Consider the following 17,200-nt stretch of genomic DNA (forward strand, 5'->3'; position numbering starts at 1 on the left):
TCCTTCTCGATCGGGTTGAGGCTTCACATGCGGCTCATACAGGCAGTTCACAGCATGCGGCTCGCAGTCTAACCCGGGGCGTGAGTAGGCTCGGATTCGGCAGCCCCCACGGCCAGCCCAAGAACTTTCCAAGTGGACTCTACGAATTTGAAAAGGCACCTCGTGAGCACCAAACCTGTACTCGAGTGGACCGATCTGGACAGCAAGGCCGTGGACACCGTCCGCGTACTCGCCATGGACTCCGTGCAGAAGGTCGGCAACGGCCACCCTGGCACCGCGATGAGCCTGGCCCCGGCTGCTTATCTGCTCTTCCAGAAGGTGATGAAGCACAACCCGGCCGACACCGACTGGCTCGGTCGTGACCGGTTCGTGCTCTCCGTCGGCCACTCCAGCGTCACCCTCTACATCCAGCTCTACCTCGGCGGCTTCGGCCTCGAGCTCGGCGACCTGGAGAGCCTGCGCACCTGGGGCTCGCTGACCCCGGGTCACCCCGAGCGCGGCCACACCCGCGGCGTGGAGGTGACCACCGGCCCGCTCGGCCAGGGTGTCGCCAACGCCGTCGGCATCGCGATGGCCCAGCGCCGGCTGCGCGGCCTGCTCGACCCGGACACCCCGGTCGACCAGCCGAGCCCGTTCGACCACAAGACGTACGTCATGGCCGGCGACGGCGACCTGCAGGAGGGCGTCAGCAGCGAGGCGAGCTCGATCGCCGGCACGCAGAAGCTCGGCAACCTCACGATGATCTACGACGCCAACCGGATCTCGATCGAGGGTGACACCAACGTCGCCTTCACCGAGGACGTCGCCGCTCGCTACCGGGCCTACGGCTGGCACGTCCAGGAGGTCGACTGGACCCACGACGGCACCGGCTACCAGGAGGACGTCCCGGCGCTGTTCGACGCGATCAACGCCGCCGGCGAGGTCACCGACCAGCCGTCGCTGATCGTGCTGCGCACCGTCATCGCCTGGCCCGCCCCGAACGCGCAGAACACCGAGGCCGCCCACGGTTCGGCGCTCGGCACCGAGGAGGTCGCGGCGACCAAGGAGATCCTGGGCTTCGACCCGGCCAAGTCCTTCGACGTCGACCCCGAGGTGCTCGCCCACACCCGCCAGCTCATCGAGCGCGGCGAGAAGGCCGAGGAGGCCTGGCGCGCCGAGGAGGCCGCCTGGGCCGAGGCCAACCCCGAGGGCGCCAAGCTGCTCGAGCGGCTGCAGGCCGGGGAGCTTCCCGCCGACATCGCCGACGCGCTGCCGTTCTTCGAGGCCGACGCCAAGGGCATCGCCACCCGTGCCGCCTCCGGCAAGGTGATCAACGCGCTGGCGCCGGTGCTGCCCGAGCTGTGGGGTGGCTCGGCCGACCTCGCCGGCTCCAACAACACCACCATCTCCGGTGCGCCCAGCTTCGTCCCCGAGGACCGCTCCACCCACGAGTGGAAGGGCGACCCGTACGCCGGCCGCGTGCTCCACTTCGGCATCCGCGAGCACGCCATGGGCGCGATCCTCAACGGCATAGTGGCCCACTCGCCGACCAAGGCTTTCGGCGGCACGTTCTTCCAGTTCTCCGACTACATGCGAGGCGCCGTACGCGTCGGGGCGCTGTCCAAGCTGCCGGTGATCCACGTCTGGACCCACGACTCCGTCGGTCTGGGCGAGGACGGCCCGACCCACCAGCCGGTCGAGCACCTCGCCGCGGTCCGGGCCATCCCGGGCCTCGACGTGGTCCGCCCCGCCGACGCCAACGAGACCGCCGCCGCATGGCTCGAGGTGCTCAAGCACCACGACCGCCCCTCGGCGCTCATCCTGACCCGTCAGGCGCTGCCGACCTTCCCCCGCGGGAAGGACGGCTACGCCGACACCAGCGGCGTCGCGAAGGGTGGCTACGTACTCCTCGACTCCCCCACCGGGACCGTCGACGTCGTGCTCCTCGGCACCGGCTCCGAGGTGCAGTACGCAGTCGCCGCCCGCGAGGAGCTGGCGAAGGAGGGCATCGGTGCCCGCGTCGTCTCGCTGCCGTGCCTGGAGTGGTTCGAGGGCCAGGATCAGGACTACCGCGACTCGGTGATCCCGCCCAGCGTCAAGGCGCGCGTCAGCGTCGAGGCCGGCGTGAAGCAGGGCTGGCGGGAGTACGTCGGCGACGCCGGCCGGATCGTCTCGCTCGAGCACTTCGGCGCCTCGGCGTCCGGAGCGCTGCTGTTCAAGGAGTACGGCTTCACCCCCGAGGCGGTCGTCACGGCCGCCAAGGAGAGCCTCGCCGCCATCAACAAGGGAGCATGAAATATGTCTGACCGTCTCAAGGCGCTGGCCGAGGCCGGCGTATCCATCTGGCTCGACGACCTCTCCCGCGAGCGGATCGAGACCGGCAACCTCGCCGACCTCGTCAAGGAGAAGTCCGTCGTCGGGGTGACCACCAACCCGACCATCTTCGCCGCCGCGATCGCCAACGGCGAGCGCTACGACGAGCAGCTCCGCTCGCTGGTGGCCGAGGGCAAGAACGTCGACGAGGTCATCTTCGGCCTGACCACCCGGGACGTACGCAACGCCTGCGACATCTTCGCGCCGGTCGCCGAGTCCACCAAGGACGACGGCCGGGTCTCGATCGAGGTCGAGCCCACCCTGGCCAACGACACCGACGCGACCATCGCCTCCGCGAAGGCGCTGTGGGCCGCGGTCGACCGTCCCAACGTGCTGATCAAGATCCCGGCGACCCTCGAGGGTCTCCCTGCGATCACCGCCGCGATCGCCGAGGGCATCTCGGTCAACGTGACCCTGATCTTCTCGGTCGAGCGCTACCGCGCGGTGATGGACGCCTACCTGACCGGTCTGGAGCAGGCCAAGGCGGCCGGCAAGGACCTGTCCACGATCCGCAGCGTGGCGTCGTTCTTCGTCTCACGTGTAGACAGCGAGATCGACAAGCGGCTCGAGGCGATCGGCACCCCCGAGGCCAGCGCGCTGCTCGGCAAGGCCGCGGTGGCCAACGCCATCGCCGCCTACGCCGCCTTCGAGGAGGTCCACGCCAGCGAGCGCTGGACCGCGCTGGCCAGTGAGGGCGCCAACGCCCAGCGGCCGTTGTGGGCCTCGACCGGGGTCAAGAACCCGGCCTACCCCGACACCCTCTACGTCACCGACCTGGTCGTCGCCGACACGGTCAACACCATGCCGGAGAAGACCATGGAGGCCTTCGCCGACCACGGCGAGGTCAAGGGCGATGTCGTCACCGGCAAGGGCGCCGAGGCCGCTACGGTCTTCGAGTCGCTCCGCTCTGTCGGAGTCGACCTCGACGACGTCTTCCTCGTGCTGGAGACCGAGGGCGTGGACAAGTTCAAGGTCTCCTGGACCGAACTCGTCGACACCGTCGTCGCCCAGATCGAGGCGGTCAAGCAGTGAGCGAAGGCCCGGTCGACGCGACGACGACGGACGCTTGGAAGGCACTCACCGAGCTGCGGGCCGGCTTCGAGCCCGATCTGCGCTCGTGGTTCGCCGATGATCCCGGCCGGGCCTCACGCTTCACCTTCGAGGCGGCCGACCTCTTCGTCGACCTCTCCAAGGACCTCATCACCGACGACCTCCTGGCCACCTTGCTCGCGCTTGCCGAGCAGGTCGGCCTGGAGGCGCGGCGGGACGCGATGCTCGCCGGCGAGCACATCAACGTCACCGAGGACCGCGCGGTGCTCCACACCGCCCTGCGTCTTCCCGCCGACGCCTCCCTCGAGGCCGACGGCACCGACGTCGTGCCCGCCGTCCACGAGACCCTGGCGAAGATGTACGCCTTCGCCGACCGGGTCCGGTCCGGTGAGTGGAAGGGCGTCACCGGTGAGCGGATCCGCACCGTGGTCAACATCGGCATCGGCGGCTCCGACCTGGGCCCGGTGATGGCCTACGAGGCGCTGGAGCCGTTCCATCACCCCGAGATCGAGTGCCGGTTCATCTCCAACATCGATCCCACCGACGCCGGCCAGAAGCTGAAGGGCCTCGACCCCGCCTCCACCCTGTTCGTCGTCTCCTCGAAGACGTTCTCGACGCTGGAGACGCTGACCAACGCCCGCCTGGCGCGCACCTGGTTGCTCGACGCGCTTGGTGACGAGGTCGACTCCGCCGATGCTGTGAAGAAGCACTTTGTCGCGGTCTCCACCGCGCTGGACAGGGTCGCCGACTTCGGGATCGACCCGGAGAACGCCTTCGGCTTCTGGGACTGGGTCGGCGGCCGCTATTCCGTCGACTCCGCGATCGGCACCTCCCTGGCGATCGCCATCGGACCGGAGGGGTTCGCCGAGTTCCTCGGCGGTTTCCACGCCATCGACGAGCACTTCGCGAAGACGCCGCTCGCGCAGAACGTGCCGGCCCTGATGGGCCTCCTGAACGTCTGGTACGTCAACTTCCTCGACGCTCAGACCCACGCCGTGCTGCCCTACTCCCAGCTGCTGCATCGGTTCCCTGCGTACCTTCAGCAGCTGACCATGGAGTCCAACGGCAAGTCGGTGCGCTGGGACGGCACCGCGGTCACCACCGACACCGGCGAGGTGTTCTGGGGCGAGCCCGGCACCAACGGGCAGCACGCGTTCTACCAGCTGATCCACCAGGGCACCCGGGTGATCCCGGCCGACTTCATCGCGTTCGCCAACCCGGCCTATCCGCTCGCGGACGGCAACATCGACGTGCACGAGCTGTTCCTGGCCAACTTCTTCGCCCAGACCCAGGCGCTCGCCTTCGGCAAGACTGCCGAGCAGGTGCGCGCCGAGGGCACCGCGGAGGACATCGTCAACGCACGGGTCTTCTCCGGCAACCGGCCGACCACCTCGATCATGGCGCCGTCGCTGACCCCAGGGGTCCTGGGGCAGCTGATCGCCCTCTACGAGCACATCACCTTCACCCAGGGCGTGGTGTGGGGCATCGACTCCTTCGACCAATGGGGCGTCGAGCTCGGCAAGCAGCTCGCCGTCCAGATCAGCCCGGCGGTCTCCGGTGACGCGGACACCGCCAAGAAGCAGGACGCCTCCACCCAATCCCTCATCGCCTACTACAGAGAGAAGCGCACGTGACCAGCGACGGTCATCCCGAGTCACTCATCGAGGTCCACGACACCGCTGAGGCCCTGGCCTCGGCGGTCGCCGGGGAGTTCCTCAGCCGCGTTGCCGACCTGCAGGCGGCCGGCGACGTCCCCACCATCGGCCTCACCGGTGGGACGATCGCCGAGGCGATCCATCGCGAGATCGCCCGCCTCGCACCCGAGTCGGGTGTCGACTGGGGCGCGGTCGAGTTCTTCTTCGGCGACGAGCGCTACGTCGCCGCCGACTCCCCCGACCGCAACGCCGGCCAGGCCCGCGCCGCCTTCCTGACCGAGGTCGGCGTCCCGGACCACCGCATCCACGAGATGCCCGCCACCGACTCCGGACTGAGCGTCGACGACGCCGCGGCACAGTTCTCCGAGGACGTACGCAGCCACGGCTCCGGCGGCTTCGACATCCTGATGCTCGGCGTCGGCCCCGACGGCCACATCGCCTCCCTCTTCCCCGGCTACCCGCAACTCGAGGCGAAGGACGCGATCGCCGTCGGCGTCACCGACTCCCCCAAGCCGCCGCCTGAGCGCATCACCTTCACCTTCGAGGCGCTGCGCCGGTCCACGACCGTCTGGTTCCTGGTCAGCGGCGAGGGTAAGGCCGAAGCGGTGGCCAAGGCCCACGGCGGCGCCACGGTCGCCGAGATCCCGGCCACCGGCGTCACTGGCACCACCGAGACGACCTGGTTCCTGGATCGCGCCGCCGCCTCCAAGCTCTGACCACGCCGACTCGGCGCGACTGTCCCGCTCAGGCGCGCCGAGTCGGCGCGAATGTCTCGGAAACTCAGTTACCCAGCATGCTAACGCCGGGTAAATCTTTCCCACTACGGGTGCCGCGCACCCCTGCGGACCTGCCACCATCCGAGCATGTCCCTCAGCCCCTCTCGGCGGCTCGGCCTCACCCTGGCCAGCCTCGTTGCCCTCGCTCTGGCGAGCTTCATGGCGGTCGTGATCACGACCTCCCCGGCCCAGGCGGCCACGATCAACGTCACCACGGCGATCGCCACCCAGAACGGCTCGACGGCCACCGTACGCGGCTACGTCGTCGGCCAGCCCACAGCGACCAGCACGGTCGTGACCAGCAACTACCCCAGCGACTACGCTCTCGCGATCGCTGACTCGGCCTCGGAGACCAGCACGTCCAAGATGCTCTACGTGCAGATCCCCGACGCGTTCCGCAGCGCCTGGGGCCTCCGGTCCAACCCGAGCCTCAAGGGGCGTCAGATCGATGTGACCGGCACCCTGACGGCGTACTTCTCCCACCCCGGCCACAAGAACGCCACCGCCTTCGCGTTCGCCGGCTCCACCCCAACTCCGACTCCCACTCCGACGGCCACCCCGACCGCGGATCCGAACATCCCGGCGGGCTACTACGACTCGGCCGCCGGCCTGTCCGGCTCGTCGCTGAAGTCGGCGCTGCACAACATCATCGACGGCCACACCACGCTGTCCTACAGCGCGGTCTGGGAAGCGCTGAAGGTCCTCGACCAGGACCCGAACAACTCCTCGAACGTGATCGAGTTCTACTCAGGAGTCTCCACACCGAAGACCAACAACGGCGGCGACGCCAACAACTGGAACCGCGAGCACACCTGGCCGCAGAGCCACGGGGACTTCGGCACGAGCAACGGGCCCGGCACCGACGTACACCACCTGCGGCCCGAGGACGTCACGGTCAACTCCACCCGCGGCAGCAAGGACTTCGACCTCGGCGGGTCCGCGGTCTCGGAGTGCAGCGACTGCTGGACCGACTCCGACTCCTTCGAACCGCGCGACAGCGTCAAGGGCGACCTCGCCCGCGGCATCCTCTACATGGCCGTGCGCTACAACGGCGACGACGGCTTCGCCGACCTGGAGGTCAACAACTCCATCAACGGCTCGACCAACTACCTCGGCAAGGTCTGCGTACTGCTCGGCTGGCACAACGCCGACCCGGTCACCGCCGCCGAACGCACCCGCAACAACACGGTCTACACGACCTACCAGCGCAACCGAAACCCCTTCGTCGACCACCCGGAGTACGCCGAGTCCATCTTCGGCGCAACCTGCTAACCGCCGAGTCGGCGCATCTGTCTCGCGCAGATGCGCCGACTCGGCGCGTCAGTCCCAGATAATCCACAGGGTTACCCACAGCCGCGCCGGATCCGGGTGGCGACACCGGACCAAGACCCACAGACTCGCGGCATGGACATGTACGAGATGCTGTTCAACGGAAGCCTCGGTAGCGCCTTCCCATTGCCGATCAACGAGCCGTTCACCTTCAAGATGGCCCGTGAAGCGGGCATCTCACGGAGGCGGCTCGGCGCGCTACTAGACACAGGCCTCGTGCGCCGGCCCATCAAAGGCGTCTACCTAGCCACCGAAGTCGGCGACTCACTCTCCACACGGGCGGCCTGCTTGAGGCTTGTCGCACCGGCAGACTGCATCGTTGTCGACCGACATGCCGGGTGGCTCCTCGGGGCCGAGATGATCCTCGCCCCCGGCGAGCACCTCAGCCTTCGCCCGCTCTCACTCTTCCGCCCAACCGGCCACGGCCGACTGCGCAACGACATCGCCAGGAGCGGAGAACGCGATGTGAAGGACAGTGAGACCGACGAGATCGGTGGTCTGCGGGTCACCACCCCGATACGTACGGCCTGGGACCTCGGTCGCGTCCGTTGGCCCGACGAGGCGATCGCCGGAGTCTCGATGATGCACCGACTCGGAGCGTACGAGCCTGAGGAGTTCCTCGCGGGAATCGAGCAGTTCCGCGGTCACAGGTGGGTCACCACCCTCCGCGGGATCGGCCCGCTCGCCGACGGCCGGTTCGAGTCACCGCCAGAGGCGGTGCTCGGTCTGCACTGTCACCAAGCCCGTTTCCCGATGACACCCCAGGTCGAGGTCTCGACAGTGACCGGGGAGTTCGTCGCACGCCTCGACCTGGCCAACGAGGATCTGCTCGCCGCGGTCGAGTACGACGGGGCCGAGTGGCACTCCTCCCCTGCCCAACAGGCACATGACCGGGAGAGGCGGCTGGACGCATGCCGCGAGGGGTGGCTGGTCGAGGCGTTCACGAAGAGCGACCTCTTCACACGAACCGGAGACGCGGACGTACGCATCCGACGACTGCACCATCAGGCGCTCCGGCGGCGCGGCCGAAGGCTCGCGAGCTGACACCGGGACAGTTGCGTCGATTCAACGTCCTCAGGCGGGACAAATGCGCCGAGTCGGCGCCTCTGCTTGGAGCAGATGCGCCGACTCGGTGGGTGTTTCAGAAGATGATCTCGCCGGACTTGCGGCGGGAGCGGAGGAGGGCGATTGCCTCCTCCAGGATGTCCTCGGCCTCGGCGTCGGAGCGGCGCTCCTTCACGTAGGCGAGGTGGGTCTTGTAAGGCTCGATCTTCGGCGCCGGGGGCGCGTTCTCCGCGTCGAGACCGGCCGGGAGACCACACTTGGGGCAGTCCCAGGAGTCCGGCGGCGTCGCCTCGACGGCGAAGGTGATGACCGAGCGATGTGCGTTGGTGCAGAAGTAGGTGACGGCCTTCCGTGGCGCGGCTTCGCCGCGCTCCGCCTCACCCATCGGCCCAGCACCGACTCGGGAGCCCCGAATCGCGTTCCCTCCACCTGCCATGGTGCTGCGGTGTCCTCTCTCAACTTAAAGTTCGCAGCCCCGAGAGGCCACTTTGGGGGAATCGGACGGCAAAATCTCCGTCCAGCGTCGATGAGTTTAGACGCTATCGCGCGTGCGCTGAAGGGGAATGTTTCAGTAGGCCATCAGCAGGCCGAGCGCGATCACAGTGGCGAACCAGATCACACCGATGCCGATGGTGAGCCGGTCGAGGTTGCGCTCGACGACCGAGGATCCACCCAGCGAGCTCGAGACACCGCCACCGAACATGTCGGAGAGTCCGCCACCGCGGCCCTTGTGAAGCAGCACGAGCAGGATCATCAGCGCACTCGCGATGACCAGGATGATGGTGAAGAGAAGTTCCACGTTGAAATCCTATCTGGAGAGCCCGAAACCTACAGCACTGGCCTAGAGAACTGGCAGGTCGTAGTAGCGCGAGATGGCCGCGAAGTCCTCGACCGAGAGGCTCGCCCCGCCGACCAGCGCCCCGTCGACGTCGGCTTCCTGCATCAGCGCGGCCACGTTGTTGGGCTTCACCGAGCCGCCGTAGAGGATGCGTACGCCGTCGGCGATCTCCGCGCCATAGCTCTTCTCGAGCTGGTCACGGATGCCGGCGCAGACCTCTTGGGCGTCCTGCGCGGTGGCGGTCTCCCCCGTGCCGATCGCCCAGACCGGCTCGTAGGCGATCACGATCTGGCCGACCTCGGCGTCGGTGAGCCCGGCCAGCGAGCCCTCGACCTGCGCGGTGCAGTGGTCGAGGTGATTGCCGGCCTGGCGGACCTCGAGGCCCTCGCCGACGCAGACGATCGGGACGATGTTGTGCTTGAGCGCGATCTTGGCCTTGAGCGCGACGATCTCGTCGGTCTCGCCATAGTGCTCACGACGCTCGGAGTGACCCACGATCACGTAGGAGCAGCCGAGCTTGGCCAGCATCGCGGCCGAGACCTCGCCGGTGTAGGCGCCGGACTCCTGGGTGGAGACGTTCTGAGCACCGTAGGTGATGCGCATCTTGTCGCCGTCGACCAGCGTCTGCACCGAACGGATGTCGGTGAACGGCGGGAAGACCGCCACCTCCACGGCAGCGAAGTCGTGGCGCTTGTCGGAGAGCGTCCAGGCGAGCTTCTGGACCAGGACCACCGCTTCTTGGTGGTTGAGGTTCATCTTCCAGTTGCCGGCGATGAGCGGGGTGCGCCCCGCGGCCGGCTTCTTGGCCGCCATCAGCCCAGTCCTCCGACCACGGTCGCCTCGTCCAGCACGGCGATGCCCGGAAGCGTCTTGCCCTCCAGGTATTCGAGCGAGGCGCCGCCGCCGGTCGAGATGTGACCGAACTGGTCATCGGCGAACCCGAGCTGGCGGATTGCCGCGGCGGAGTCGCCACCGCCGACGACTGAGAGGCCGTCGATCGTGGTGAGCGCCTGGGCGACCGCGCGGGTGCCCTCGGCGAAGGCGGCCTGCTCGAAGACACCCATGGGGCCGTTCCAGAAGACCGTCTTGGCGCCCTCGAGCGCGGCGGCGTAGGTCTGGCCCGACTCCGGACCGATATCGAGCCCGAGCGAGTCGGACGGGATCGCGTTGGCCGCGACCACGCGGGCGGATGCCTCGTCGCCGAAGGAGTCGGCGACCACGACGTCGGTCGGCAGCAGGATCTCGACGCCGATCTCCTCGGCGCGCTCGAGGTAGCCGAGCACGGTGAGGATCTGGTCCTCTTCGAGGAGCGACTGGCCGACCTCGTAGCCCTGGGCCTTGAGGAAGGTGAAGACCATGCCGCCGCCGATGAGCAGCTTGTCCGCCTTGCCGAGCAGGTTGTCGATCACGCCGAGCTTGTCGGAGACCTTCGACCCGCCGAGGACGACCACATAGGGCCGCTCGGGGGTCTCAGTGAGCCGCTTGAGCACGTCGATCTCGGTGGCCACTAGGTCGCCCTGCGCGCTCGGGAGCAGCTTGGCGACGTCGTAGACCGAGGCCTGCTTGCGGTGAACCACACCGAAGCCGTCGGAGACGAAGGCGTCGACGAGCGCGGCGAGCTCGGCGGCGAAGGTCGCCCGCTCGATGTCGTCCTTGCTCGTCTCACCGGCGTTGAAGCGTACGTTCTCCAGCAGCGCGACCTGGCCGTCGGCGAGGCCGCCGACGACCGAGCTGGCGGAGTCGCCGACGGTGTCGGTCGCGAAGGCGACCTCGGCACCGAGCAGCTCACCGAGGCGGGTCGCCACAGGGGCCAGCGAGTAGGCCGGGTCCGGCTCCCCCTTCGGCCGACCGAGGTGGGCGACCACCACGACCCGGGCGCCGGCATCCGCCAGCGTCTTGATCGTGGGCACCGAGGCACGGATGCGACCGTCGTCGGTGATCGTGGTGCCTTCCAACGGGACATTGAGGTCGGAGCGCACGAGAACTCGCTTGCCCGCGACACCCTGCTCGATGAGCTGCGTGAGATTCAGAGACATAACGGGCTAGACCCTAACCTGTGAGGCAGGTCGCTGGGTCACAGGCTCGCGCCAACGTACGCCACCAGGTCGCCGAGCCGGTTGGAGTAGCCCCACTCGTTGTCGTACCACGCCGCCACCTTGACCTGGTTGCCGATCACCTTGGTCAGCGGAGCGTCGAAGATCGAGGACGCCGGGTTGGTGACGATGTCGGAGGAGACGATCGGGTCGGTCGAGTAGACGAGGTACTTCCCGTCGGCGGCCTTCTCCATGATCGAGTTGATCTCCTCGACCGAGGTCTCGCGCGAGGCCTCGAAGGAGAGGTCGACGATCGAGCCGGTCGGCACTGGCACCCGCAGGGCGTAGCCGTCGAGCTTGCCCTTCAGCTCCGGCAGCACCAGACCGATCGCCTTGGCGGCGCCGGTCGAGGTGGGCACGACGTTGAGGGCGGCCGCGCGGGCGCGACGCATGTCCTTGTGGATGTTGTCCTGAAGGTTCTGGTCGGCGGTGTAGGCGTGAATGGTCGTCATCAGGCCCTGGTTGATGCCGACGCCGTCGTTGAGCGCCTTCGCCAGCGGCGCCAGGCAGTTGGTGGTGCACGAGGCGTTGGAGATCACCGTGTGGGCCTCGGGGTCGTAGATCGACTCGTTGACGCCCATCACGATGGTGGCGTCCTCGTTCTTCGCCGGCGCGGAGATGATCACCTTCTTCGCGCCGCCGGAGTCGATGTGGGCGCGTGCCTTGGTCGCGTCGGTGAAGAAGCCGGTCGACTCGATCACGACGTCGACGTCGAGGTCCTTCCAGGGGATGTTGGCCGGGTCGCGCTCTGCGTACGCCTTGATCTCCTTGCCGTCGACGACGATCGCGTCCTCGGTGGCGGACACGTCGGCGTCGAGGGGGCCGAGGATCGAGTCGAACTTCAGCAGTGTCGCGAGGGTTGCGTTGTCGCTGAGGTCGTTCACCCCCACGATCTCGATGTCGAGGTCGGAGGCGCGCACCGCGCGGAAGAAGTTGCGGCCGATCCGGCCGAATCCGTTGATGCCTACTCGAACTGTCACGTGGACTCCTGGTTCGCGTCGAAAAGATTGTGCGCGGGGTCACCCGCTGACGCCGACACTACCCAGCGCCTCTGAACAGCGGGAGAGTGGGTTGGATCGTTCCAAAAGACGGACGAGTAGCAAACGGCCCGAGCCCCTCGATCAGTCGAGGGGCTCGGGCCGGTTTCAGGTCGTGGATGTTGCTCTCAGGCGTCCTCGGCGAGCATCTCCGCGGTCAGTGACGCCTCGGTGTCGGGGATGCCGAGCTCCTCGGCACGCTTGTCGGCCATGGCGAGCAGGCGGCGGATGCGGCCGGCGATGGCGTCCTTGGTCAGCACCGGGTCGTGGAGCTGTCCGAGCTCCTCGAGCGAGGCCTGCTTGTGCTCCAGGCGGAGCTTGCCGGCCTGGCGCAGGTGGTCGGGGATGTCCTCGCCGAGGATCTCCAAGGCGCGCTCGACGCGGGCACCGGCGGCGACGGCCGCACGGGCCGAACGGCGCAGGTTGGCGTCGTCGAAGTTGGCGAGCCGGTTGGCGGTGGCGCGGACCTCGCGGCGCATCCGGCGCTCCTCCCAGGCCATCAATGACTCGTGGGCGCCCAGGCGGGTCAGCAGTTGGCCGATCGCGTCACCGTCGCGGATGACGACACGGTCCACGCCGCGTACCTCCCTCGGCTTCGCCGAGATGCCGATGCGACGGGCGACGCCGACGAGGGCAAGAGCAGACTCCGAGCCCGGGCAGGTCACCTCCATCGAGGAGGAGCGGCCCGGCTCGGTGAGCGAGCCGTGGGCCAGGAAGGCACCGCGCCAGGCCGCCACGGCGTCGCAGGCCCCGCCCGAGACGACGGCAGGCGGAAGACCCCGCACCGGCCGGCCACGCTGGTCGAGAAGGCCGGTCTGGCGCGCCAGCGCCTCACCGTCCTTGACCACGCGCACGATGTAGCGGCTGCCCTTACGAAGCCCGCTCGCCTGGATGAGAGCCACCTCTGCCTCGTGACCGAAGACGTCGGCGATGTCTCGCTTCAATCTCCTGGCGGCCAGACCCGTGTCGAGCTCAGCCTCGACCACGATCCTGCCTGCCACGATGTGGATCCCCCCAGCGAACCTCAACGTCGAGGCAACCTCTGCCTTCCGGCAGCATGTCTTGGTGATCTGAGTGGAGGCCAGCTCGGCCTTCACCTGTCCCGTCATCGCCATGTCGGAGAGTCTTTCATTGTTGTCAACGACCCTCGAATCGGTTCCACGTCAGAGCCGGCGCTAACCCGCCCCGATCACCCGCGCATACGCCGCGGCCAGCCGCTCCGGGTCGTGGCGAGGGGTCCCGTCGCCGACGGCGACGTCGGCGACCTCGACCTGCGCACCGCACTTCTCCGCCACCCGCGACAGGTCGTCGAGACCGTCGAGGGAGGAGTCGACGAGGACGGTGTGGATGCGGAGGTCGGGGGCGTGCTCGAGGAGGACCGAGAGGTGCTCGGCGGGGCCGAAGCCGGTCGTCTCCCCCGGCTGCTCGCCGAGGTTGAGCACGACGACGATCTTCGCGGAGGTCGCGACCAGGGCCTCGCGAAGGGCGCGGACCATCAGGTGCGGAAGGACCGAGGTGAACCAGGAGCCGGGGCCCAGGAACACCCACTCGGCGTCGCAGATCGCCTTGACGGCGTCGGGGGCGGCCGGCGGGTTGTCGGGGACCAGCTGGATCGACTCGATCCGGCCGTCGGTGGTGGCGACCTCGACCTGCCCGCTGATTTCCAGCCTGGCCTCCGGGTCGTCGGGGACGAGCCCACTCACCTCGGCGACGATGTCCATCGGCACCAGCGCCATCGGCAGGACCCGGCCCTTGGCGCCCAGCAGGCGCCCGACCCAGTCGAGGGCCTCGACGTGGTCGCCGAGCTGCTCCCACAGGCCCACGATCAGCAGGTTGCCGAGGTTGTGGCCGCGCATCTCGCCCTCGCCGGCGAAGCGGTGCTGCAGCACCTGCGCCCAGGTGTCGTCCCAGCGGTCCGCGCCGCACAGGGCGGCGAGCGCCATCCGCAGGTCGCCCGGCGGGAGCACGCCGAACTCCCTTCGGAGCCGGCCGCTGGAGCCGCCGTTGTCGGCGACCGTGACGATCGCGGTGAGCTGGTCGACGGTCAGGTCGTCGACGAGCAGCCGCAGCGCGCTCAACGACGCATGCAGTCCGTGCCCTCCCCCCAGGGCGACGACGGCCTGGGCATCTGCCCCAGGTCGGTCGGCCCCGGCCACTCTCACTCCCGCCCGAGGTCTCGGTGGATCGCCTTCGCATCCAGGCCGGCATCTCGCAGCCGCCTGGAGATCTCCTCCGCCATCGCCACGCTGCGGTGCTTGCCACCCGTGCACCCGATTGCCACGCGCATGAACCTCTTTCCTTCGTGGAGATAGCCCTTGGTCACTCCGATGAGCACCGGAACATACCCGCTCAGGAACTCCTCCGCACCAGGGCGTGAGTAGACGTAGGCGGCGACGTCGGGGTTGTCACGTCCGTTGCCGTCCTTCAGCTCGGGCACCCAGTGCGGGTTGGGCAGGAAACGCATGTCGGCCATGAAGTCGGCGTCGACCGGGATCCCGTACTTGAACCCGAAGCTGACCACCGACACCTTCAGGGTGGTCCGCTCCGGGGTGCCGAACGCCTCGGCGATCCTCGCGGTGAGCTGGTGCACGTTGAGCTGGGTCGTGTCGATGACCAGGTCGGCAGCGCCACGCAGGTTGGCCAGCACCACCCGCTCCCGCTCGAGCGCGTCCAGCAGCCGCTCGTTGCCCCGCTGCATCGGGTGGGGCCGCCGCGCGGCCTCCTGACGGCGTACCAGCGTGTCGTCGGCGGCGTCGAGGAAGACCAGGGTCGTACGCCGCCCGGTGGCTCCCTTCGCCACGATCTCCTCGAGCTCGGCGAAGAAGGACCCGGAACGTACGTCGGTCACGACCGCCACCGGCTGCTCCGGGCCGCGGGCCGCGTCGACCCGCTCGACCACCTGCGGGAGCAGGCTCGGCGGCAGGTTGTCGACGACGTAGTAGCCGAGGTCCTCCAGCTCCTTGGCGGCGGTGCTCCGCCCGGCACCGGTCATGCCGGTGATGACGACGACCTCCCCCTTGTGCATGCCCTACTCCTCGATGATCTCTCCGGTGGTGACGTTGATGGCGCTAACCTTGCCATTCTTCGCCGTCTGCTCCACAGCGGTCTTGATCGCTGTCGCGGTGCCGGGGCCGATGCCGGGCACCTGGGCGATCTCCTCGACGGTCGCCGCCTTGAGCTTCTTGAGCGAGCCGAAGTGCTTCATCAGCGTCCGACGACGCACCTCGCCGAGCCCGGGTACGTCGTCGAGCAAGCTCTCCACCATGGACTTCGACCGGCGGCCGCGGTGGTGGGTGATGGCGAACCGGTGCGCCTCGTCACGGACCCGCTGCAGCAGGTAGAGCCCCTCGGAGCTGCGCGGCAGGATCACCGGGTCCTCCTCGTCGGGGACCCAGACCTCCTCCAGCCGCTTGGCCAGGCCGACGACCGGGATGTCATTGATGCCGAGCTCGGTCAGGGCCCGCTGCGCGGCCGCCACTTGAGGCGCGCCGCCGTCGACGACGACCAGGCCGGGGGCATAGGCGAACTTGCGGGGCCGGCCGGTCTCCGGGTCGACCAGCATCGGACCACTGGCCCCCTCGACCTCGGTCGACACGATCGACGTCGACTGCTCGTCGAGGAGCCGCTTGAACCGCCTGGTGATCACCTCGTGCATCGCCCGGACGTCGTCGGAGCCGTCCTGGCCCTTGATGATGAACCGGCGATACTCCGACTTGCGGGCGAGCCCGTCCTCGAAGACCACCATGCTGGCCACGATCTCGGTGCCCTGCAGGTGGGAGATGTCGTAACACTCGATCCGCAGCGGCACCTCGTCGAGCTCGAGCGCCTCCTGGATCTCCTCGAGCGCCCGGTTGCGGATGGTGAGGTCGCTGGCGCGCTTGGTCTTGTGGAGCGCGAGGGCCTGCTTGGCGTTGTTGGCGACGGTCTCCTGGAGCGTCTTCTTGTCGCCGCGCTGCGGGACCCGGATCCTGACCTTCGCCTTGCGTACGTCCGAGAGCAGCTCCTCGAGGGTCTCGTGGTCGGGCGGCAGCGCCGGCACCAGGATCTCGCGCGGGATCGCCTCAGCGTCCTCGCCGGCGTAGAGCTGGAGCAGGAAGTGCTCGACCAGGCCGGCGGTGTCGGCGTCGTCCATCCGGTCCGCGACCCAGCCGCGCTGGCCCTTGATGCGGCCGCCGCGTACGTAGAAGATCTGCACGCCGGCCTCGAGCGGGTCCTCGGCCAGAGCGATCACGTCGGCGTCGGCACCGTCGCCGAGCACGACCGCCTGCTTCTCGAGGGCACGGTGCATCGCGGCGAGGTCGTCACGCAGCCGCGCGGCCTTCTCGAAGTCGAGGGCCTCGGATGCGGCGTACATCTCCTTCTCGATCCGCTTGGTGAAGGTCGTGGTGTGGCCGGCCATGAAGTCGCAGAAGTCGTCGACGATCTCGCGGTGCTCCTCGGGCGAGATGTTGCCGACGCACGGGGCGGTGCACTTGTCGATGTAGCCGAGCAGGCACGGGCGGCCGATCTGCTGCGAGCGCTTGAAGACGCCGTTGCTGCACGAGCGCATCGGGAAGACCCGCAGCAGGATGTCGACGGTCTCGCGGATCGCCCAGGCGTGGCCGTAGGGGCCGAAGTATCGGGTGCCCTTGCGCTTGGCCCCGCGACCGACCATGACCCGCGGGAACTCCTCGCCGACGGTGACCGCGAGCCAGGGGTAGGACTTGTCGTCGCGGTACTTGACGTTGAACCGCGGGTCGAACTCCTTGATCCAGGTGTATTCGAGCTGGAGCGCTTCGATGTCGTTGTTGACCGTCGTCCACTCGACGCTGGCCGCGGTGGTCACCATCGTGGCCGTGCGGGGGTGAAGACTGGGGATCGGCTGGAAGTAGTTCGCGAGCCGTTGACGCAGGTTGATCGCCTTGCCGACGTAGATCACCCGCCCCTTGGGATCGCGGAACCGGTAGACCCCCGGCTGGGTGGGGATGCTCCCAGCTTTCGGGCGATAGCTCTGCGGATCGGGCAC

General features: G+C 68.5%; 15 protein-coding genes. 6 read left to right on the top strand and 9 right to left on the bottom strand.

Annotated elements, in window-relative coordinates:
- The first annotated feature begins 162 nt into the window (after window positions 1-162).
- The 6 genes from tkt to AB0F44_RS19760 all read left to right on the top strand — a co-directional run bounded on the left by tkt (window position 163) and on the right by AB0F44_RS19760 (window position 8,206).
- Window positions 163-2,274, top strand: coding sequence for a transketolase (gene tkt / locus AB0F44_RS19735; RefSeq protein WP_357358250.1), 2,112 nt, complete (start codon window positions 163-165; stop codon window positions 2,272-2,274).
- Window positions 2,275-2,277: 3 nt separating this feature from the next.
- Entirely contained in the window at window positions 2,278-3,384 is a 1,107-nt protein-coding gene (gene tal / locus AB0F44_RS19740) for a transaldolase (RefSeq protein ID WP_357358252.1), read from the top strand.
- On the top strand, window positions 3,381-5,036 hold the full coding sequence (gene pgi / locus AB0F44_RS19745; protein ID WP_357358253.1) for a glucose-6-phosphate isomerase: 1,656 nt from the start codon (window positions 3,381-3,383) through the stop codon (window positions 5,034-5,036). The genes tal and pgi overlap by 4 nt, the downstream gene beginning before the upstream one ends.
- Entirely contained in the window at window positions 5,033-5,773 is a 741-nt protein-coding gene (gene pgl, locus AB0F44_RS19750) for a 6-phosphogluconolactonase (RefSeq protein ID WP_357358255.1), read from the top strand. The genes pgi and pgl overlap by 4 nt, the downstream gene beginning before the upstream one ends.
- Before the next feature lie 147 nt (window positions 5,774-5,920).
- On the top strand, window positions 5,921-7,105 hold the full coding sequence (locus AB0F44_RS19755) for an endonuclease (protein ID WP_357358257.1): 1,185 nt from the start codon (window positions 5,921-5,923) through the stop codon (window positions 7,103-7,105).
- Window positions 7,106-7,237: 132 nt separating this feature from the next.
- Entirely contained in the window at window positions 7,238-8,206 is a 969-nt protein-coding gene (locus AB0F44_RS19760) for a type IV toxin-antitoxin system AbiEi family antitoxin domain-containing protein (protein WP_357358259.1), read from the top strand.
- A 97-nt stretch (window positions 8,207-8,303) separates the two neighbouring features.
- Here AB0F44_RS19760 and AB0F44_RS19765 read toward each other — a convergent pair whose 3' ends face one another.
- The 9 genes from AB0F44_RS19765 to uvrC form a co-directional block, all read right to left on the bottom strand.
- The gene (locus AB0F44_RS19765; RefSeq protein ID WP_350658992.1) at window positions 8,304-8,663 is read right to left on the bottom strand and encodes an RNA polymerase-binding protein RbpA; all 360 of its coding nucleotides are present in this window, start codon (window positions 8,661-8,663) and stop codon (window positions 8,304-8,306) included.
- Between the two features lie 132 nt (window positions 8,664-8,795).
- Entirely contained in the window at window positions 8,796-9,026 is a 231-nt protein-coding gene (secG, locus tag AB0F44_RS19770) for a preprotein translocase subunit SecG (protein ID WP_141805076.1), read from the bottom strand.
- Window positions 9,027-9,068: 42 nt separating this feature from the next.
- A complete protein-coding gene (gene tpiA / locus AB0F44_RS19775; RefSeq protein ID WP_357358261.1) occupies window positions 9,069-9,878 on the bottom strand; it encodes a triose-phosphate isomerase in 810 nt (269 codons plus the stop codon).
- On the bottom strand, window positions 9,878-11,101 hold the full coding sequence (locus tag AB0F44_RS19780) for a phosphoglycerate kinase (protein ID WP_357358263.1): 1,224 nt from the start codon (window positions 11,099-11,101) through the stop codon (window positions 9,878-9,880). Before AB0F44_RS19780 ends, tpiA begins: the two co-directional genes overlap by 1 nt.
- A gap of 38 nt (window positions 11,102-11,139) precedes the next feature.
- Window positions 11,140-12,138, bottom strand: coding sequence for a type I glyceraldehyde-3-phosphate dehydrogenase (gap, locus tag AB0F44_RS19785; RefSeq protein ID WP_350658995.1), 999 nt, complete (start codon window positions 12,136-12,138; stop codon window positions 11,140-11,142).
- Between the two features lie 185 nt (window positions 12,139-12,323).
- Window positions 12,324-13,310 carry a DNA-binding protein WhiA gene (gene whiA / locus AB0F44_RS19790; protein WP_045547796.1) on the bottom strand — a complete coding sequence of 329 codons (987 nt, stop codon included), beginning with the start codon at window positions 13,308-13,310 and terminating at the stop codon, window positions 12,324-12,326.
- A gap of 60 nt (window positions 13,311-13,370) precedes the next feature.
- The gene (yvcK, locus tag AB0F44_RS19795; protein ID WP_357358265.1) at window positions 13,371-14,357 is read right to left on the bottom strand and encodes a uridine diphosphate-N-acetylglucosamine-binding protein YvcK; all 987 of its coding nucleotides are present in this window, start codon (window positions 14,355-14,357) and stop codon (window positions 13,371-13,373) included.
- A complete protein-coding gene (gene rapZ / locus AB0F44_RS19800) occupies window positions 14,354-15,220 on the bottom strand; it encodes an RNase adapter RapZ (RefSeq protein WP_091041005.1) in 867 nt (288 codons plus the stop codon). The genes yvcK and rapZ overlap by 4 nt, the downstream gene beginning before the upstream one ends.
- Window positions 15,221-15,223: 3 nt before the next feature.
- Window positions 15,224-17,200, bottom strand: a complete 1,977-nt coding sequence (gene uvrC / locus AB0F44_RS19805) for an excinuclease ABC subunit UvrC (RefSeq protein ID WP_357358267.1) — start codon at window positions 17,198-17,200, stop codon at window positions 15,224-15,226.

Source organism: Nocardioides sp. NPDC023903, assembly GCF_040639295.1.
In the GTDB taxonomy this organism is placed as follows: domain Bacteria; phylum Actinomycetota; class Actinomycetes; order Propionibacteriales; family Nocardioidaceae; genus Nocardioides.

Excerpts from the sequence above, each read along its gene's own strand:
- tal (WP_357358252.1), top strand. The coding sequence starts at position 2,278 with ATGTCTGACCGTCTCAAGGCGCTGGCCGAGGCCGGCGTATCCATCTGG.
- AB0F44_RS19755 (WP_357358257.1), top strand. The coding sequence starts at position 5,921 with ATGTCCCTCAGCCCCTCTCGGCGGCTCGGCCTCACCCTGGCCAGCCTC.
- AB0F44_RS19760 (WP_357358259.1), top strand. The coding sequence starts at position 7,238 with ATGGACATGTACGAGATGCTGTTCAACGGAAGCCTCGGTAGCGCCTTC.
- AB0F44_RS19765 (WP_350658992.1), bottom strand. The coding sequence starts at position 8,663 with ATGGCAGGTGGAGGGAACGCGATTCGGGGCTCCCGAGTCGGTGCTGGG.
- tpiA (WP_357358261.1), bottom strand. The coding sequence starts at position 9,878 with ATGGCGGCCAAGAAGCCGGCCGCGGGGCGCACCCCGCTCATCGCCGGC.
- AB0F44_RS19780 (WP_357358263.1), bottom strand. The coding sequence starts at position 11,101 with ATGTCTCTGAATCTCACGCAGCTCATCGAGCAGGGTGTCGCGGGCAAG.
- whiA (WP_045547796.1), bottom strand. The coding sequence starts at position 13,310 with ATGGCGATGACGGGACAGGTGAAGGCCGAGCTGGCCTCCACTCAGATC.
- rapZ (WP_091041005.1), bottom strand. The coding sequence starts at position 15,220 with ATGCACAAGGGGGAGGTCGTCGTCATCACCGGCATGACCGGTGCCGGG.